This window comes from Nissabacter archeti (assembly GCF_018257325.1).
Classification (GTDB): domain Bacteria; phylum Pseudomonadota; class Gammaproteobacteria; order Enterobacterales; family Enterobacteriaceae; genus Chimaeribacter; species Chimaeribacter arupi.
On record NZ_JAERKB010000008.1, the window covers coordinates 169,137 to 185,862 of the forward strand.

Here is a 16,726-nt window from a genome sequence, read left to right on the forward strand (position 1 = left end):
AATCATGAGCAAGTTGTTGGATCGTTTTCGTTATTTTAAACAAAAGGGTGACAGTTTCGCCGCCGGGCATGGTCAGACCTATCACACCAACCGCGACTGGGAAGACAGTTACCGCCAGCGCTGGCAATACGACAAAGTGGTGCGTTCCACCCACGGCGTAAACTGCACCGGGGCCTGTAGCTGGAAGATCTACGTGAAAAACGGGCTGGTAACCTGGGAAACCCAGCAGACTGACTACCCGCGCACCCGCCCGGATTTGCCGAACCACGAACCGCGCGGCTGCCCGCGCGGGGCCAGCTACTCCTGGTACCTTTACAGTGCTAACCGCCTGAAATACCCGCTGGTACGCAAACGGCTGATTGAACTCTGGCGCGAGGCGCTGGCCCAGCATCCTGACCCGGTTGATGCCTGGGACGCCATCGTCACTGATCCTGAAAAAGCGCAGAGCTATAAACAGGCGCGCGGCCACGGCGGCTTTGTGCGCTCCACCTGGCAGGAACTGAATGCGCTTATCGCCGCCGCCAACATCTGGACAGTCAAACACTGCGGGCCGGACCGCATTGCCGGCTTCTCGCCGATCCCGGCGATGTCGATGGTGTCATACGCGGCCGGTACCCGTTACCTCTCCCTGATTGGCGGCACCTGCCTCAGTTTCTACGACTGGTACTGTGATTTGCCGCCCGCCTCGCCGATGACCTGGGGCGAGCAGACTGACGTGCCGGAATCTGCAGACTGGTACAACGCCGGGTATATCATCGCCTGGGGGTCGAACGTGCCGCAGACCCGCACGCCGGACGCCCACTTCTTCACCGAAGTGCGCTACAAAGGCACCAAAACCGTGGCGATCACGCCCGACTATTCCGAAGTCGCCAAATTAAGCGACCAGTGGCTGGCCCCGAAACAGGGCACTGACAGCGCACTGGCGCTGGCGATGGGGCATGTGATCCTGAAAGAGTTCCACCTGGCGCGCCCCAGCGACTATTTCCTGAACTACGCCCGCCGTTATACCGACATGCCGATGCTGGTGCTGCTGGAGCCGCGTGATGACGGCACCTTCGCGCCCGGCCGGATGCTGCGCGCGGCCGACCTGGTGGACAACCTGGGCGAAGCCAATAACCCGGACTGGAAAACCGTGGCGCTGAACGACGCCGGTGAACTGGTGGTGCCGAACGGGGCCATCGGTTTCCGCTGGGGCGAGAAGGGCAAATGGAACCTGGAGCCGGTGGCCGCAGGTACGCCGCAAACGCTCAGCCTCAGCCTGCTGGACGCGCATGACGAGGTGGCGGACGTCGGCTTCCCATATTTCGGCGGTATCGAAAATGCGCATTTCCGCCATGTGAAACAAGACCCGATCCTGCTGCACCGACTGCCGGTGAAACGCCTGACGCTGGCGGATGGGCGCGAGGCGCGCGTGGTCACGGTGTATGACCTGACGCTCGCCAACTACGGCATTGAGCGTGGGCTGAACGATAACGCCTGCCCGGCGGATTATGATGACATCCGCGCCTACTCCCCGGCCTGGGCGGAGCAGATCTGCGGGGTGCCGCGCGCTTCCATCATCAACATTGCGCGTGAATTTGCCGATACCGCCCACAAAACCCACGGCCGGTCGATGATCATCGTGGGCGCCGGGATGAACCACTGGTACCACATGGACATGAACTACCGTGGGCTGATTAACATGCTGATCTTCTGCGGCTGCGTGGGGCAGAGCGGCGGCGGCTGGGCACACTATGTCGGGCAGGAGAAACTGCGCCCGCAAACCGGCTGGACGCCGCTGGCGTTTGCGCTGGACTGGAACCGCCCGCCGCGCCAGATGAACAGCACCTCGTTCTTCTACAACCACTCCAGCCAGTGGCGTTACGAGAAACTCAGCATCGCCTCGCTGCTGTCACCGCTGGCATCACCGGAGGATTTCTCCGGCCAGCTGATCGATTTCAACGTGCGTGCCGAGCGCATGGGCTGGTTGCCCTCTTCGCCGCAGCTCAACACCAACCCATTGCAGATTGCCGCCGATGCACAGAAATCGGGCCTGTCGCCGCAGGCGTACACCGTGCAGGCGCTGAAATCCGGTACGCTGCGCTTTGCCAGCGAGCAGCCTGATGACGGCAACAACCACCCGCGCAATATGTTTATCTGGCGCTCCAACCTGCTGGGCTCCTCGGGCAAAGGCCACGAGTACATGCTGCGTTACCTGCTGGGGACCGACAGCGGCATCCAGGGCGAGGCGCTGAGTGATGAGCGCGTGATGCCGGAAGAGGTGGAATGGCGCAACCAGGCGATCGAGGGCAAGCTCGACCTGGTGGTGACGCTCGACTTCCGCATGTCCAGCACCTGCCTGTTCTCTGACATCGTGCTGCCGACTGCCACCTGGTACGAAAAAGATGACATGAACACCTCGGACATGCACCCGTTCATCCACCCGCTGTCGGCAGCGGTTGACCCGGCGTGGGAATCGAAAAGCGACTGGGAGATCTACAAAGGCATCGCGAAAACCTTCTCTGAACTCTGCCCCGGCCATCTCGGCGAGGAGACGGATGTGGTGCTGCAACCGATCCAGCATGACTCCCCGGCGGAACTGGCGCAGCCGTATGAGATTCAGGACTGGAAAAAGGGCGAATGTGACCTGATCCCCGGCAAGACTGCGCCGCATATCGTCACCGTCACGCGGGATTACCCGGCCACCTACGAACGCTTTACCTCGGTTGGCCCGCTGCTGGAAAAACTGGGCAACGGCGGCAAAGGCATCAGCTGGAACACCGACAGCGAGGTCGATCTGCTGCGCCGGCTCAACTACACCAAAGCCGGCGGCCCGGCACAAGGGCAGCCGCAGATCAACAGCGCCATTGACGCCGCCGAGGTGATCCTGACCCTCGCCCCGGAAACCAACGGGCAGGTGGCCGTCAAAGCGTGGGAGGCGTTGAGCACCATCACCGGCCGCGACCATACCCACCTGGCGCGCACCAAAGAAGAGGAGAAAATCCGCTTCCGCGATATTCAGGCGCAGCCGCGCAAAATCATCTCCAGCCCGACCTGGTCAGGCCTGGAAGATGAACACGTCTCCTATAACGCCAACTACACCAACGTCCATGAGCTGATCCCGTGGCGCACCCTGACCGGCCGCCAGCAGCTTTATCAGGATCACCCGTGGATGCGCGCTTTTGGCGAAAGCCTGGTGGTGTATCGCCCGCCGGTGGATACCCGCAGCCTGGAGGCGCTGTCGCATATTCCTTCCAACGGCTTCCCGGAAAAGGCGCTGAACTTCCTGACGCCGCACCAGAAATGGGGCATCCATTCCACCTACAGCGACAACCTGCTGATGCTGACGCTGTCACGCGGCGGCCCGATTGTGTGGATGAGTGAGGCGGATGCCGCTGAGCTGGGCATTGAGGACAACGACTGGATCGAGGTGTTCAATGCCCACGGCACGCTGACCGCCCGCGCGGTGGTCAGCCAGCGTGTCCCGGCCGGGATGACCATGATGTACCACGCGCAGGAGCGGTTGCTGAACATTCCGGGGTCAGAAATCACCGGGATGCGCGGCGGCATCCATAACTCCGTGACCCGCGTCAGCCCGAAACCGACCCATATGATAGGCGGTTACGCCCAGCTGGCGTATGGCTTCAACTACTACGGCACGGTGGGCTCCAACCGCGATGAGTTCATCATGGTGCGCAAAATGAAACACATTAACTGGCTGGATGATGAGGGCCGCGATCAGGTTCAGGAGGCGTCAAAATGAAAATCCGTTCTCAGGTCGGCATGGTGCTGAACCTCGATAAATGCATCGGCTGCCATACCTGCTCCGTCACCTGCAAAAACGTCTGGACCGGGCGCGAAGGCATGGAGTACGCCTGGTTCAATAACGTGGAAACCAAGCCGGGCGTGGGCTACCCGCAGGCGTGGGAAGACCAGAGCAAATGGCGCGGCGGCTGGATCCGTAAAATCAACGGGAAACTTGAGCCGCGCCTCGGCAGCCGCGCCGGGGTGCTGTCAAAAATCTTCGCCAACCCGGTGATCCCCGGCATCGACGACTATTACGAGCCGTTCACTTATGACTACCAGCATCTGCATACCGCAGAGCAGGGCAAAAGCCAGCCCACGGCGCGGCCTCGCTCACTGATCAGCGGCCAACGGATGGACAAAATCGAGGGCGGCCCCAACTGGGAAGAGCTGCTGGGCGGCGAATTCGGCAAACGGTCGGCGGACACCAATTTCAACGCCATTCAGAAAGCGATCTACGGACAGTTTGAACATACGTTCATGATGTACCTGCCGCGCCTGTGTGAACACTGCCTGAACCCGAGCTGTGTGGCGACCTGCCCGAGCGGTGCCATCTACAAGCGCGAAGAGGACGGCATTGTGCTGATCGATCAGGATAAATGCCGCGGCTGGCGGCTCTGCATCAGCGGCTGCCCCTATAAAAAAATCTACTTCAACTGGAAAAGCGGGAAATCGGAGAAGTGCATTTTCTGTTACCCGCGCATTGAGTCCGGGATGCCCACCGTCTGCTCAGAAACCTGCGTCGGGCGCATCCGCTACCTCGGCGTGCTGCTTTACGATGCCGACCGCATCAGTGATGCCGCCAGTGCCGAAAACCCGCACGACCTGTATGAACGCCAGTGTGACATCTTCCTCGACCCTAACGATCCGGCGGTGATTGCGGAGGCGTTGAAACAGGGCATCGCCCAGAGCGTGATCGATGCTGCGCAGGCCTCGCCGGTGTGGAAACTGGCGATGGACTGGAAGCTGGCGCTGCCGCTGCACCCGGAATACCGCACGCTGCCGATGGTCTGGTATGTGCCGCCGCTGTCGCCGATTCAATCGGTGGTGGAAGCGGGCGCCCTGGCGCAACCGGGAAGCGTGTTACCGGCGGTGGAGCAGTTGCGCATTCCGGTGCAATACCTGGCGAACCTGCTGAGTGCCGGGGACACCGCGCCGGTATTGCGGGCGCTGAAACGCATGATGGCGATGCGTCACTATAAACGCGCGCAGAGCGTGGAGGGCGTCAGGGACACCCGCGCGATTGATGAGATGGGGCTGAGCGAGGCGCAGGTAGAGGAGATGTACCGCTACCTCGCTATCGCCAACTATGAAGACCGCTTTGTGATCCCGAGCAGCCACCGTGAGCTGGCGCGTGACGCCTTCCCGGAACGCAATGGCTGTGGGTTCAGCTTTGGCGACGGCTGCCACGGCAGCGACAGCAAATTCAACCTGTTCAACAGCCGCCGCATTGATGCCATCAACATCGGCGACCAGGCCGGGGGTGAATGATGCCGTTGCTGAAAATCATCTCGCTGCTGCTGGAATACCCGGACGCTGACCTGTGGCAGCACCGCGAAGAACTGCTGGCGGAGACGGCACAGGCGCAGCCCGATCTGCTGCCGTTTGTGCAGCACTATCTGGCCACACCGGTGCTGGATAAGCAGGCGGAATGGTGCGCCCTGTTTGAGCGCGGGCGCGCCACCTCGCTGCTGTTGTTTGAGCATGTGCATGCCGAATCCCGCGAGCGCGGCCAGGCGATGGTGGATCTGCTGAACCAGTATGAGGCGGCGGGGTTGCAGCTCAGCTGCCGTGAACTGCCGGACTATCTGCCGCTCTATCTGGAATACCTGAGTATGCAGGACGCCGCCGCCGCCCGGCAGGGGTTGCAGGATATCGCCCCGATCCTGGCGCTCCTGGGCAGCCGCCTGAACGCGCGCGACAGCGGGTTTGGCGTGCTGTTTGACGCCCTGCTGGCCGCGGCGCAAAGCCCGCTGCGCAGTGATGCGCTGGCCGGGCAGGTGGCCGGTGAAGCACGCGACGACTCCCCGGCGGCGATGGACGCCGTCTGGGAAGAGGAGCAGGTGAAATTTATGAGCAGCCACGCTGTCCTGGACACCCCCTGCGGTGACGGCCCGGCGCAACATGCGCGCCGGGCCGGCCAGAACGTGCTGCCGCAGTATCTGGATCTCTCTGCCGGAGGAGCGAAATAATGCATTACCTCAATATCCTGTTTTTTGACATCTATCCCTATATTTGCGGCACCGTGTTTTTAATCGGCAGCTGGCTGCGTTATGACTACGGCCAGTACACCTGGCGGGCGGCCTCCAGCCAGATGCTGGATAAAAAGGGCATGCGCCTCGGCTCTAACCTGTTCCACATCGGCATTATCGGCATCTTATTTGGCCACCTGTTCGGGATGCTGACGCCGCACTGGGTCTATGAGCCGTTTCTCGCCATCGCCACCAAACAGAAACTGGCGATGGTGGCCGGTGGGGTGTTTGGCCTGATGACGCTGGTGGGCGGGCTGCTGTTGTTGAGACGCCGCTTATTCAATCCGCGGATACGCGCCACCTCAACCCGTGCTGACATCGTGATCCTGGGGATTTTGATCGTGCAGGTGACGCTGGGGCTGACCTCCATCTGGTTCTCACTGCAACACCTGGACGGCCTGGGGATGATGAAACTGGTGGGCTGGGCGCAGGCGATCGTGACGTTCCAGGGCAACGCGTCACAGTGGCTGGACGGCGTGGAGTGGATCTACCGCGTGCACCTGATTCTGGGCATGACGATCTTCCTGGTGTTCCCGTTTACCCGGCTGGTGCATGTCTGGAGCGCACCGGTGGAATACCTGACGCGCCGTTACCAGGTGGTGCGGGCCAGACGCTAAGCAGCGCGGCCGCAGGCCGGGCGGGCAACTAAGGGGACTCCTAATTCGATGAAGGGTGAGGAATTTTTAGCTATACCTATAGGTTCCTCCTCTTAATCCAACGTACAAGGAGTCAGCAATGAAATACCGCCAACTCGGCCACTCCGGCCTGTTTGTCTCGGAATTGACACTGGGGACCCTCACGTTTGCCGGCTCCGACGGTTTCGAAAAAACCGGCAATGTGGATGCCAAAACCGCCCGCCGGTTTATGGACATCGCCTTTGAACAGGGCGTGAATACTGTGGATACCGCTGACCTTTACTCAAAAGGCGGCGCAGAACACGTGGTGGGCGAGGCGCTGGGCCGCGACCGCCAGCGCATCATCCTCGCCACCAAAGCGCGCAGCCCGATGAGCGATGACCCGAACGACAGCGGGGCCACGCGTTACCACCTGATCAAATCCTGTGAAAACAGCCTGCGCCGCCTGAAAACCGACCACATCGACCTCTACCAGATCCACAACTGGGACGGCGTCACCCCGGTGGAAGAGACGCTGTATGCGCTGGAGTCGCTGGTGCAGAGCGGCAAAATCCGCTATTTCGGCACCTCCAACTACACCGGCTGGCAAATGATGAAAACCCTGGGCAAAGCGGAACTGCTCGGGGTGCATAAGCCCATCAGCCAGCAAATCAACTACACGCCGGAATCACGCGAAGCGGAGTTTGAGTTACTGCCGCTGGCACTGGACCAGAACATCGGCACGCTGATCTGGGGGCCGATGGGCGAAGGGCTGCTGACCGGCACCGTGCGGCGCGGCCAGAAAACGCCGGAAAGCTCACGTCAGGGTAACGGCTGGCCGGAACCCTATGTGCACGATATGGAACATGCCTACGATGTGATCGACGTGCTGGCGGCGGTGGGGGAAAAACATGATGCCTCCCCGGCGCGCGTCTGCCTGGCCTGGCTCAACAGCCGCCCCGGCATCAGCAGCCTGATTGTGGGCGCACGTAATGAAGCGCAATTGCGCGACAGCCTGGCCTCAGCCGACCTGCACTTGTCCGAAGAGGAATTACAGCAGATTGAGCGGGCGACCCGCCCGGCACCGCGTTACCCGTACTGGCACCGCTTTACCTCCGGGATGGACCGCATCGATCCGGCGGAGCAGCCGTTCCTGGACGAATACCGCGAAACCGTGGAGCACCGCAAAGACCGCTGAGGTTTCAGCGCCTCAGCCAACAACAAAAGCCGGGCATGTGCCCGGCTTTTTTATCGTTAAGGTACTGTTGTAAAAGAACGCTGCGGACGCCCGGCTTACGCCGTGTGGTTCCCGCCGGTCACACCAAACACTTCGGCAGTGACATAGCTGGATTCCTGCGAGGCGAGGAACACGTAAATTGGTGCCAGCTCGGCCGGCTGGCCCGCACGTTTCAGCGGGGTGGCCGCGCCGAAGTCCGGGATGTTCTCCTGCAACTGGCCGCCGCTGACCTGCAACGGTGTCCAGATCGGGCCGGGTGCCACGATGTTCACGCGGATGCCTTTGCTCGCCACCTGTTTTGCCAGCGCGCGGCTGTAAGCCACAATCGCGCTCTTGGTCGAGGCGTAATCCAGCAGGAATTCGCTGGGCTGGTAAGCCTGGATTGACGACGTGGTGATGATCGAACTCCCTTCCGGCAGGTGCGGCAGCGCTGCTTTGGTTATCCAGAACAGCGAGAAGACGTTGGTTTCAAACGTTTTGCGGAACTGATCGGTCGTCAGGTCACTGATGTTCTGAATCGCCACCTGCTTACCGGCCACCAGCGCCAGGATATCCAGCCCGCCAAGTTTGGCATGGGCATCGGCCACCAGTTTCTGGCAGAACGCTTCGTCACTGATATCGCCCGGCAGCAGCACCACTTCGCGCCCGGCCTCACGGATAAGCTCCGCCACTTCTTCAGCGTCACGCTGTTCTGAAGGCAGGTAGGAGAGGGCGACGTCCGCCCCTTCGCGGGCATAGGCAATCGCCGCGGCACGGCCGATGCCGGAGTCACCGCCGGTGACCAGCGCTTTACGCCCTTTCAGGCGCTCGCTGCCACGGTAGCTCTCTTCACCGTGATCCGGAGCAGGCTGCATGTTCATCGCCAGTCCCGGCGCGGGCTGAGTCTGCTTTGGATAACGGTCATGCTTGTACTGGGTGAGTGGATTCTGACGGGTGTATTGGTCTGGTTTCGACATTGTTTTTTCTCCATTCACATGAAACAACAGGAGGCGCGTAAAGCTGACGCTTTGCGCACGTAAAAATCTGTACGAACCATAAAGTGTAGTTGAAAATGCTGAGTCTGCCAGTCAGCGGGGTAGGAAACGGCGGCCCGCAGGCGGGCCACCGGGGGTAAAACAACGTCTCAGGCAAACAGGTGCGCCGCGTGGAACCGCAGGTGGTCCTCAATAAAGCTGGCGATAAAGAAGTAGCTGTGGTCATAACCCGGTTGGGTGCGCAGGGTCAGTGACCAGCCGAACTGCTCAGCCAGCTCAGCCAGTTTGGCCGGCTGCAACTGGTCCGGCAGGAACTGGTCACTGTCGCCCTGATCCACCAGCATCGGCAGCGCCGTGGCCGGGGTGCGGGTCAACAGGTGGCAGCTGTCATACGCCAGCCACTGGTTCTCATCACTGCCGAGGTAGGCGGTAAACGCCTTACGGCCCCACGGCACCTGGCTCGGGTTGACGATCGGCGCAAACGCCGACACCGAGCAGTAGCGCTGCGGGTTGCGCAGGGCCAGCATCAGTGCGCCGTGGCCGCCCATCGAATGCCCGCAGATTGACTGCCGGTCACTGACGCTGACCTGCTGGCGCACCAGCGCGGGCAACTCATCATTGAGGTAGTCATACATGCGGTAATGCGCTGACCACGGTGCCTGCGTGGCGTTGAGGTAGAAACCGGCACCCTGGCCGAGATCATAGCCCGGATCGTCTGCCACCCCGTCACCGCGCGGGCTGGTGTCCGGCATCACCAGCACCAGCCCCAGCTCCGCCGCCACGCGTTGTGCACCGGCCTTCTGCGTGAAGTTTTCATCGTTGCAGGTCAGGCCTGACAGCCAGTACAGCACCGGCGGCGGTGTGTCATCCCGCGGCGGCGGGAGGTAGAGGCTGAACGTCATGGTGCAGTTCAGGCTGCTGCTGTGGTGGCGGTAACGCTGTTGCCAGCCGCCAAACAGCCGGTGTTCTTCAAGAAGTTCAATGCTCATCGCAGCGCGGTGCCTTGTTTATTTATTGAAATGGATAACGGAGCGGATCGACTTGCCTTCGTGCATCAGGTCAAACGCCTCATTGATGTCATCCAGACCCATGGTGTGGGTGATGAAATCGTTGAGCTGGAATTTCCCGTCAAGGTACTCCTGCACGATGCCCGGCAACTGGCTGCGGCCTTTGACGCCGCCAAATGCGGAACCGCGCCAGACGCGGCCGGTCACCAGCTGGAACGGACGGGTAGAGATCTCTTCCCCGGCCCCGGCAACGCCGATGATCACGGATTCGCCCCAGCCCTTGTGGCAGCACTCCAGCGCGGAACGCATCACGTTCACGTTGCCGATGCACTCAAAGGAGAAGTCGACGCCGCCGTCGGTCATTTCAACGATCACGTCCTGAATCGGCTTGTCGTAATCTTTCGGGTTGACCAGGTCAGTCGCGCCCAGCTTGCGTGCCAGGTCGAACTTGCTGGTGTTGATGTCGATGCCGATGATGCGGCCCGCGCCGGCCATCTGTGCGCCGATGATGGCAGAAAGGCCGATGCCGCCGAGGCCGAAGATCGCCACGGTGTCGCCTTTTTGCACTTTGGCGGTGTTCATCACCGCGCCCATACCGGTGGTGACGCCACAGCCCAGCAGGCAGACCTCTTCCAGCGGCGCGTCTTTATTGATTTTTGCCAGCGCAATTTCCGGCACCACGGTGTACTCCGAGAAGGTGGAGGTGCCCATGTAGTGGAAGATCGGCTTGCCGTCTTTAAAGAAGCGGGTGGTGCCGTCCGGCATCAGCCCTTTGCCCTGGGTGCTGCGGATCGCCTGGCAGAGGTTGGTTTTGCCGGAACGGCAGAATTTGCACTCGCCGCACTCCGGGGTATAGAGCGGGATCACATGGTCGCCGACGGCCACGCTGGTGACGCCTTCACCAACCGCTTCCACCACGCCGCCGCCCTCATGGCCGAGGATCGCCGGGAACACGCCCTCCGGGTCTTTGCCGGACAGGGTATAGGCATCGGTGTGGCAAACGCCGGTGGCGACGATGCGCACCAGCACTTCGCCTTTCTGCGGCGGCATCAGGTCCACTTCTTCAATTTTCAGTGGCTGGCCTGGCCCCCAGGCAACGGCGGCGCGGGTTTTGATCATCTCCATGGTAGTGCTCCTTTACGGGTTAATGCGGGATGGGTGGTTAATAATTAATCGTTGGTTAAGTGTATCTCACTCACCGGCGATCGGGTGTTTCAGTACGGGAATGACGCCGTGATTGTGCTCGATAATGATCTCTTTCAGCGCACGGACGTTGGCGCTGAACGCCTCGCGCCGCCAGATAAGCCAGGTGGCGGTGTCGGCCACCTCGTCCGGCAGGGTATTGACCGTGACGCCCTCATGCCCCGGCAGTTGTGCCAGCACTGATTCCGGCAGAATGGCGATGCCCGCGCCGCTGGCAACACAGGCCAGCATCGCGTGATAGGAGTGGATCTCCAGCGACGCGCCTACCGCCCAGCCGGCCTGTTTCAGCCAGGCGTAAAATTTGCGGCGGTAGGAGCAGGACGGGCCGAACACGAACAGCGTAAGCGACGCGCCTGCGCCGTGTGCCGCCAGCGGGCGGTTGGCAGGGGAGATCACCACCAGCCGCTCACGGAAGGCGATGCAGGCGTTCAAATCATCATGGTCTATCGGGCCGTCCACCAGGGCGGCGGCCAGGGTGCCGGCGCGTACGCTGTCGATGATGTCACCGGAGGTGCCGGTCACCAGGGACAGCGCCACTTTCGGGTGCTGCTGGTGGTAAGCGGCCAGCAGCGCGGGCAGGCGGGTGGCGGCGGTGCTCTCCATTGACCCGAGGGCAAACTGCCCGGCGGGTTCACCGGCGTGGGTCAGGCTCATCGCCTCGTCACTCAGCGCCAGAATACGCTCCGCATAGCCGAGAAAGTTATGGCCCATCGCCGAGAGCCGCAGGCGCTGTTTTTCACGGATAAACAGATCGGTGCCCAGCTCCTGTTCCAGCTGGCGCAGGCGGGTGGTGAGGTTGGAGGGCACGCGGTGCAATTGCTCGGCCGCTTTGGCCAGCGAACCGGTCTCGGCCACACAACAAAACATCCGGAGCTGGGTGAGGTCCATAACTGTTCTCTTATTGTGAATAACGTGATCTGAATTATTCAGTTTCCGTGAGTCTAACGGTCAGGCAGAGTGGTGGCAACTGCTAATTAACCTGTACGGCAATTGGCGGCTACAAACAGGTAACGCTTGGGCAAAGGTTAACCTTTTGATAACGTCTTGATTCGCCTGAACCGGGCGACCGGAGGGAGCATGTCGATGGCACTACGCATTGCAGTGAGTGGATTTCTGGCGCTGGTGGTGGCAATGGGGATTGGGCGCTTTGCGTTTACCCCGCAGGTGCCGCTGATGATTGCCGAACACCAGTTCAGCCTGACCGGCGCGGGGCTGGTGGCGGCGTTTAACTACCTGGGCTACCTCGCCGGGGCGTTTGATGCGATGCGCGCCACCCGCCATGTGGAGCGGCGGCTGTGGCTCGGCGTCTGGGGCGCGGTAGTGCTGACGCTGCTGTCAGCCGCGGTGGGCGGCGAAGTGCTGCACTGCGCGGTACGTTTCCTGATCGGGATAGCGAGCGGCTGGGCGCTGGTGCTGGTGGCCGCCTGGTGCAATGAGCAACTGGCGCACTACGGCCGCCCCGGCCTCAGCGCCGCGGTGTTTGCCGGGCCGGGCATGGGCATTCTGTTAAGCGGGCTGCTGGCGCTGGTGATCAATGCGTATCACCTCTCCTCGGCGCAGGGCTGGCTGCTGTATGGCGGGCTGGCGCTGCTGCTGGTGGCCGCCATCAGCATGAACCTGCCGCGCAAAGGCGAACTGCACCGCCCGGCCACCGCCCCGGCCCCACTGCCGCTGACCCCGGCGCTGCGGCGGCTGGTGTGGAGCTACAGCCTGGCCGGGTTCGGTTACATCCTGCCTGCCACGTTCTTTTCGCAGATGGCACATAGCCGCTTTCCCGACAGCCTGATGGCCCAGTTCCTCTGGCCGGTGTTTGGCGGCGCGGCGGTGGCAGGGATTGTGCTCGGCATCCTGACACGCGGCTGGCTGGCGACCCGCACCCGGCTGGCGATCGTGTTGTGGGTGCAGGCGCTGGGCGTGCTCGGGGCGTCATGTCTGCCGGGCATCGCCGGGCTGGCGGTGGGCGCGCTGCTGACCGGCGGCGGTTTCCTCTGCGTGGTGCAGCTGTCGCTGCAATATGGCCGGGAGCTGGCACCGCACCATGCGCGTTATCTGGCCGGGCTGCTGACCACCGGGTACGCGGTCGGGCAACTGGTGGGGCCGGTGCTTTCGGCGCTCTCCACGGCGCTGACCCACCGGCTGGAACCGGCGCTCTATGTGGCGATGCTGGCGCTGTTCGTCGCCGGTGGGCTGGTGCTGCCGGGCCGCACCCAGCCTGATGCGGTGCGTTCCTGAGCGGGGCGGGGCATACTTATTGCTCCGCTCAATAACTTGCAGCTATTTCATCAATCATGAAGCGTAATCACTGGATCATCAGGGCGCACTCCACTAAAGTGAGGCACCCAATTTTGGCGTGAATCGGCGTCAGAATCGTAATACCCGCAGGAGAAGAGAAATGGCAACGCTGAGTAAAGAAGCCGCATTGGTTCATGAAGCGCTGATGGCGCGCGGCCTGGAAACCCCTTTGAGACCAGAACCTATGCTCGACAGGGAGACGCGCACCCGTCACATCCAGGAGCACATGACCAGCATCATGCAGTTGCTGAACCTTGACCTCACTGACGACAGCCTGGCGGAAACGCCGCTGCGCATCGCCAAGATGTATGTCGAGGAGATCTTCTCCGGGCTGGATTACAACAATTTCCCCAAAATCACCATCATCGAGAACAAGATGAAGGTGGATGAAATGGTGACGGTCCGTGACATCACCCTGACCAGCACCTGTGAGCACCACTTTGTGACCATCGACGGCAAAGCGACCGTGGCGTATATCCCAAAAGACGGGGTGATCGGCCTGTCGAAAATCAACCGCATTGTGCAGTTCTTTGCCCAGCGGCCGCAGGTGCAGGAGCGTCTGACCCAGCAAATCCTGGTGGCGCTGCAAACCCTGCTCGGCACCAATAACGTTGCGGTATCTATTGATGCAGTACATTATTGCGTGAAAGCACGCGGCATCCGTGATGCGACCAGCGCCACCACCACCACCTCGCTGGGCGGTCTGTTCAAGTCCAGCCAGAACACCCGCCAGGAGTTCCTGCGCGCCGTCCGCCACGTCTGATCCGCTCCCGTTATTGGCAGCACCGCCCGGTGCTGCCCGACTCGCAGGATGTTGTGACCTATGCGCCAACGCATTGCTACGCTGGATTGCGCCCGCGGGATAGCCATCCTCGGCATTTTACTGCTCAATATCAACGCCTTCGGCCTGCCGAAAGCCGCCTACCTTAACCCGGCGTACCACGGGCTGCCCACCACGGCTGACGCCTGGACCTGGGCCGTCATGGATGTGCTGGCGCAGGCTAAATTCCTGACCATGTTCGCGCTGCTGTTTGGTGCCGGGTTACAGCTGTTGCTGCCGCGCGGCAAGCGCTGGATCCAGGCGCGGCTCTCCTGGCTGCTGCTGTTCGGGCTGCTGCACGCGATTTTCCTCTGGGACGGCGACATCCTGCTCTCGTATGGGCTGATCGGGCTGGTCTGCTGGCGGCTGATCCGCGAGGCGACCGGCAGCCGCACGCTGCTGATGACCGGTGCGCTGCTGTTTGCCCTCGGGGTGGGGATTCTGGTGATGTTTGCCTTTATGACCAACCCCAACCCCGGTGATTTCTGGCAGCCCGGCCCGGCCTCGTTGCAGTATGAGGCGTTCTGGAAGTTGCAGGGCGGGGAAGAAGCGTGGCGCAACCGGCTGGATATGCTCTCCTCCACGCTGCTGTCCGTGGGCGCGCAATATGGCTGGGAGCTGGCAGGGGCCATGCTGTTTGGTGCCGGGCTGATGCGCAGCGGCTGGTTGCGCGGCGAATTCAGCCTCCGCCACTACCGGCGGCTGGCGCTGTGGCTGATAACGCTTTCATGGCTCATCCAGATCCCGTCGGTGATGGTACAGTGGCACCTGGGCTGGGATTACCGCTGGAGCGGCTTTCTGTTGCAGGCACCGCGGGAAGCGGGCGCGGCGCTGCAATCCATCGGCTATCTGTCGCTGCTTTACGGCTTCTGGCCGACGTTGTCAGGTTGGCGCGTCACCGGCTGGCTGGCGCAGATCGGCCGCATGGCGCTGAGTAACTACCTGCTGCAAACCCTGATCTGCAATACGCTGTTCTATACCTTTGGCCTGTATGACCAGTTCAGCCGCCTGCAACTGCTGGCGATCGTGCCGCTGGTGTGGCTGGTCAACCTGCTGTTTTCGCTGCTCTGGCTGCGCGTCTTTACGCAGGGGCCGATGGAGTGGCTGTGGCGCAGGCTGACTGCGCTGGCAGCCGGACGCCCGGTGGAGCCTGCCAAACCCTGACCCCGAGCGGGGCACGCCTGGCTGCCGTGCCCCTTTCCTCATGCCGCTTCTCTCCCTGTTTCCCCCGCAAAACGTTGCAATGTTGTGAAGAAATATTGATTTCGTGTGAAAACGTTTTCTTTCCTGTGACGTATTTCACGCAGGCCCTGAGGCAAACCCGTTAGGATAGCGGCGTGCAGTGAATGCCGCTTAATAACCCTGATAACAGGACTTCACATGGTTGCTCCTTTTGCCTTTTTACCTCTGATGTTGACCAGACCAGGACGAGCCTGTGCCTGCCGCGCCCCTTTGCCCGGAGCCGCCTATGATCACCATCCGTGATGTGGCCAAGCGCGCCGGGGTGTCGGTGGCGACGGTATCCCGCGTGCTGAACAACTCCGCCATTGCCAGCAAAGAGACGCGTGAACTGGTGCTGCAAGCGGTGTCAGAGCTGGGGTACCGGCCCAATGCCAACGCGCAGGCGCTCGCCACCCAGACCAGTGACACCATCGGCGTGGTGGTGATGGATGTGTCCGACCCCTTTTTCGGCGCACTGGTGAAAGCGGTGGACACGGTAGCGCAGCAAAACCACAAATATGTGCTGATCGGCAACAGTTACCACCAGGCGGAAAAAGAGCGCCATGCGATTGAGGTGCTGATCCGCCAGCGCTGTAACGCGCTGATTGTGCATGCCAAAGCGCTGAGCGATGCCGAGCTGATTGATTTTCTTAACCAGATCCCCGGCATGGTACTGATTAACCGCATCATCGCCGGGTTTGAGCACCGCTGCGTGGGGCTGGACAACGTCAGCGGGGCGCACATGGCGACCCGCCTGCTGCTGAGCAACGGCCACCAGCGCATCGGTTATGTGGGTTCCAGCCACCCAATCGAGGATGAAGTGCAGCGGCGGAAAGGCTACCGCCAGGCGATGGCCGAGGCCGGGCTGGCCGTGCCGGATGCCTGGTACGCCGCCGCCTCACCGGACTTGCAGGGCGGGGAAGCGGCCATGGTAGAATTACTGGGGCGCAATCAGCACCTTACGGCGATTTTTGCCTATAACGACGCGATGGCGGCCGGGGCGCTGGCGGTGCTGAAAGAAAACGGTATCACCGTGCCGCAGCACTGTTCGCTGGTGGGTTTTGATGATATTCCGATCGCCCGTTACACCAGCCCCAAGTTGACCACCGTGCGCTACCCGATTATTTCGATGGCGACGCTGGCCACCGAGCTGGCGCTGAAAGGGGCAGCAAACACGCTGGAGAGCGGCGTAAGCCACTGTTTTATGCCGACGCTGGTGCGCCGCCACTCTGTGGCGGCGGGCTGAAATGCGCGGGTGCTCACGGACTGTGATGTTTCAGTTGTGTAACCGTTTTCAAAGTGTGAAGGCATTCACAGTTTATT

13 protein-coding genes are annotated in these 16,726 nt (G+C 61.6%); 9 read left to right on the forward strand and 4 right to left on the reverse strand.

All coding sequences use genetic code 11. The annotated features are described in order from the left end of the window. Positions 1 to 4 precede the first annotated feature (4 nt). The 5 genes from JK232_RS12475 to JK232_RS12495 all read left to right on the forward strand — a co-directional run bounded on the left by JK232_RS12475 (position 5) and on the right by JK232_RS12495 (position 7,847). Positions 5 to 3,742 (forward strand): nitrate reductase subunit alpha, encoded by a 3,738-nt coding sequence (locus JK232_RS12475; RefSeq protein ID WP_101833871.1) that lies wholly within the window; start codon positions 5 to 7, stop codon positions 3,740 to 3,742. Further along, positions 3,739 to 5,274 (forward strand): nitrate reductase subunit beta, encoded by a 1,536-nt coding sequence (gene narH / locus JK232_RS12480; protein WP_072925929.1) that lies wholly within the window; start codon positions 3,739 to 3,741, stop codon positions 5,272 to 5,274. Before JK232_RS12475 ends, narH begins: the two co-directional genes overlap by 4 nt. Next, a complete protein-coding gene (gene narJ, locus JK232_RS12485) occupies positions 5,274 to 5,975 on the forward strand; it encodes a nitrate reductase molybdenum cofactor assembly chaperone (protein ID WP_072925928.1) in 702 nt (233 codons plus the stop codon). The genes narH and narJ overlap by 1 nt, the downstream gene beginning before the upstream one ends. Then, complete coding sequence (narI, locus tag JK232_RS12490) at positions 5,972 to 6,652, forward strand: respiratory nitrate reductase subunit gamma (protein WP_165698430.1); 681 nt, start codon at positions 5,972 to 5,974, stop codon at positions 6,650 to 6,652. The genes narJ and narI overlap by 4 nt, the downstream gene beginning before the upstream one ends. Positions 6,653 to 6,770: 118 nt before the next feature. Further along, a complete protein-coding gene (locus tag JK232_RS12495; RefSeq protein ID WP_072925925.1) occupies positions 6,771 to 7,847 on the forward strand; it encodes an aldo/keto reductase in 1,077 nt (358 codons plus the stop codon). 95 nt (positions 7,848 to 7,942) lie between these two features. Here the strand turns inward: JK232_RS12495 and JK232_RS12500 are convergent, their stop codons facing one another. The 4 genes from JK232_RS12500 to ptrR all read right to left on the reverse strand — a co-directional run bounded on the left by JK232_RS12500 (position 7,943) and on the right by ptrR (position 11,958). After that, positions 7,943 to 8,842, reverse strand: a complete 900-nt coding sequence (locus JK232_RS12500) for an SDR family oxidoreductase (RefSeq protein ID WP_072925923.1) — start codon at positions 8,840 to 8,842, stop codon at positions 7,943 to 7,945. A 167-nt stretch (positions 8,843 to 9,009) separates the two neighbouring features. Continuing rightward, the gene (fghA, locus tag JK232_RS12505; RefSeq protein WP_072925921.1) at positions 9,010 to 9,849 is read right to left on the reverse strand and encodes an S-formylglutathione hydrolase; all 840 of its coding nucleotides are present in this window, start codon (positions 9,847 to 9,849) and stop codon (positions 9,010 to 9,012) included. Positions 9,850 to 9,867: 18 nt separating this feature from the next. Further along, positions 9,868 to 10,992 carry an S-(hydroxymethyl)glutathione dehydrogenase/class III alcohol dehydrogenase gene (locus tag JK232_RS12510; protein ID WP_072925919.1) on the reverse strand — a complete coding sequence of 375 codons (1,125 nt, stop codon included), beginning with the start codon at positions 10,990 to 10,992 and terminating at the stop codon, positions 9,868 to 9,870. Positions 10,993 to 11,058: 66 nt separating this feature from the next. Then, a complete protein-coding gene (gene ptrR, locus JK232_RS12515; RefSeq protein WP_072925918.1) occupies positions 11,059 to 11,958 on the reverse strand; it encodes a putrescine utilization regulator PtrR in 900 nt (299 codons plus the stop codon). 195 nt (positions 11,959 to 12,153) lie between these two features. On the opposite strand from ptrR, the gene JK232_RS12520 reads away from it, so the two are divergent. The 4 genes from JK232_RS12520 to galS all read left to right on the forward strand — a co-directional run bounded on the left by JK232_RS12520 (position 12,154) and on the right by galS (position 16,649). After that, a complete protein-coding gene (locus JK232_RS12520) occupies positions 12,154 to 13,302 on the forward strand; it encodes a YbfB/YjiJ family MFS transporter (RefSeq protein ID WP_212589278.1) in 1,149 nt (382 codons plus the stop codon). 160 nt (positions 13,303 to 13,462) lie between these two features. After that, positions 13,463 to 14,125, forward strand: a complete 663-nt coding sequence (gene folE, locus JK232_RS12525; RefSeq protein ID WP_072925916.1) for a GTP cyclohydrolase I FolE — start codon at positions 13,463 to 13,465, stop codon at positions 14,123 to 14,125. Between the two features lie 60 nt (positions 14,126 to 14,185). Beyond that, positions 14,186 to 15,346: a DUF418 domain-containing protein YeiB gene (gene yeiB, locus JK232_RS12530; RefSeq protein ID WP_072925914.1), complete on the forward strand. Its 1,161-nt coding sequence runs from the start codon at positions 14,186 to 14,188 to the stop codon at positions 15,344 to 15,346. Positions 15,347 to 15,650: 304 nt separating this feature from the next. Beyond that, positions 15,651 to 16,649 carry an HTH-type transcriptional regulator GalS gene (gene galS / locus JK232_RS12535; RefSeq protein ID WP_072925912.1) on the forward strand — a complete coding sequence of 333 codons (999 nt, stop codon included), beginning with the start codon at positions 15,651 to 15,653 and terminating at the stop codon, positions 16,647 to 16,649. Positions 16,650 to 16,726 lie beyond the last annotated feature (77 nt).

What these genes read in the sequence shown, in the direction of transcription:
- narJ (WP_072925928.1), top strand. Translation starts at nt 5,274, where the DNA reads ATGCCGTTGCTGAAAATCATCTCGCTGCTGCTGGAATACCCGGACGCT.
- narH (WP_072925929.1), top strand. Translation starts at nt 3,739, where the DNA reads ATGAAAATCCGTTCTCAGGTCGGCATGGTGCTGAACCTCGATAAATGC.
- JK232_RS12520 (WP_212589278.1), top strand. Translation starts at nt 12,154, where the DNA reads ATGGCACTACGCATTGCAGTGAGTGGATTTCTGGCGCTGGTGGTGGCA.
- JK232_RS12500 (WP_072925923.1), bottom strand. Translation starts at nt 8,842, where the DNA reads ATGTCGAAACCAGACCAATACACCCGTCAGAATCCACTCACCCAGTAC.
- folE (WP_072925916.1), top strand. Translation starts at nt 13,463, where the DNA reads ATGGCAACGCTGAGTAAAGAAGCCGCATTGGTTCATGAAGCGCTGATG.
- fghA (WP_072925921.1), bottom strand. Translation starts at nt 9,849, where the DNA reads ATGAGCATTGAACTTCTTGAAGAACACCGGCTGTTTGGCGGCTGGCAA.
- ptrR (WP_072925918.1), bottom strand. Translation starts at nt 11,958, where the DNA reads ATGGACCTCACCCAGCTCCGGATGTTTTGTTGTGTGGCCGAGACCGGT.
- JK232_RS12510 (WP_072925919.1), bottom strand. Translation starts at nt 10,992, where the DNA reads ATGGAGATGATCAAAACCCGCGCCGCCGTTGCCTGGGGGCCAGGCCAG.
- JK232_RS12475 (WP_101833871.1), top strand. Translation starts at nt 5, where the DNA reads ATGAGCAAGTTGTTGGATCGTTTTCGTTATTTTAAACAAAAGGGTGAC.
- yeiB (WP_072925914.1), top strand. Translation starts at nt 14,186, where the DNA reads ATGCGCCAACGCATTGCTACGCTGGATTGCGCCCGCGGGATAGCCATC.
- JK232_RS12495 (WP_072925925.1), top strand. Translation starts at nt 6,771, where the DNA reads ATGAAATACCGCCAACTCGGCCACTCCGGCCTGTTTGTCTCGGAATTG.
- galS (WP_072925912.1), top strand. Translation starts at nt 15,651, where the DNA reads ATGATCACCATCCGTGATGTGGCCAAGCGCGCCGGGGTGTCGGTGGCG.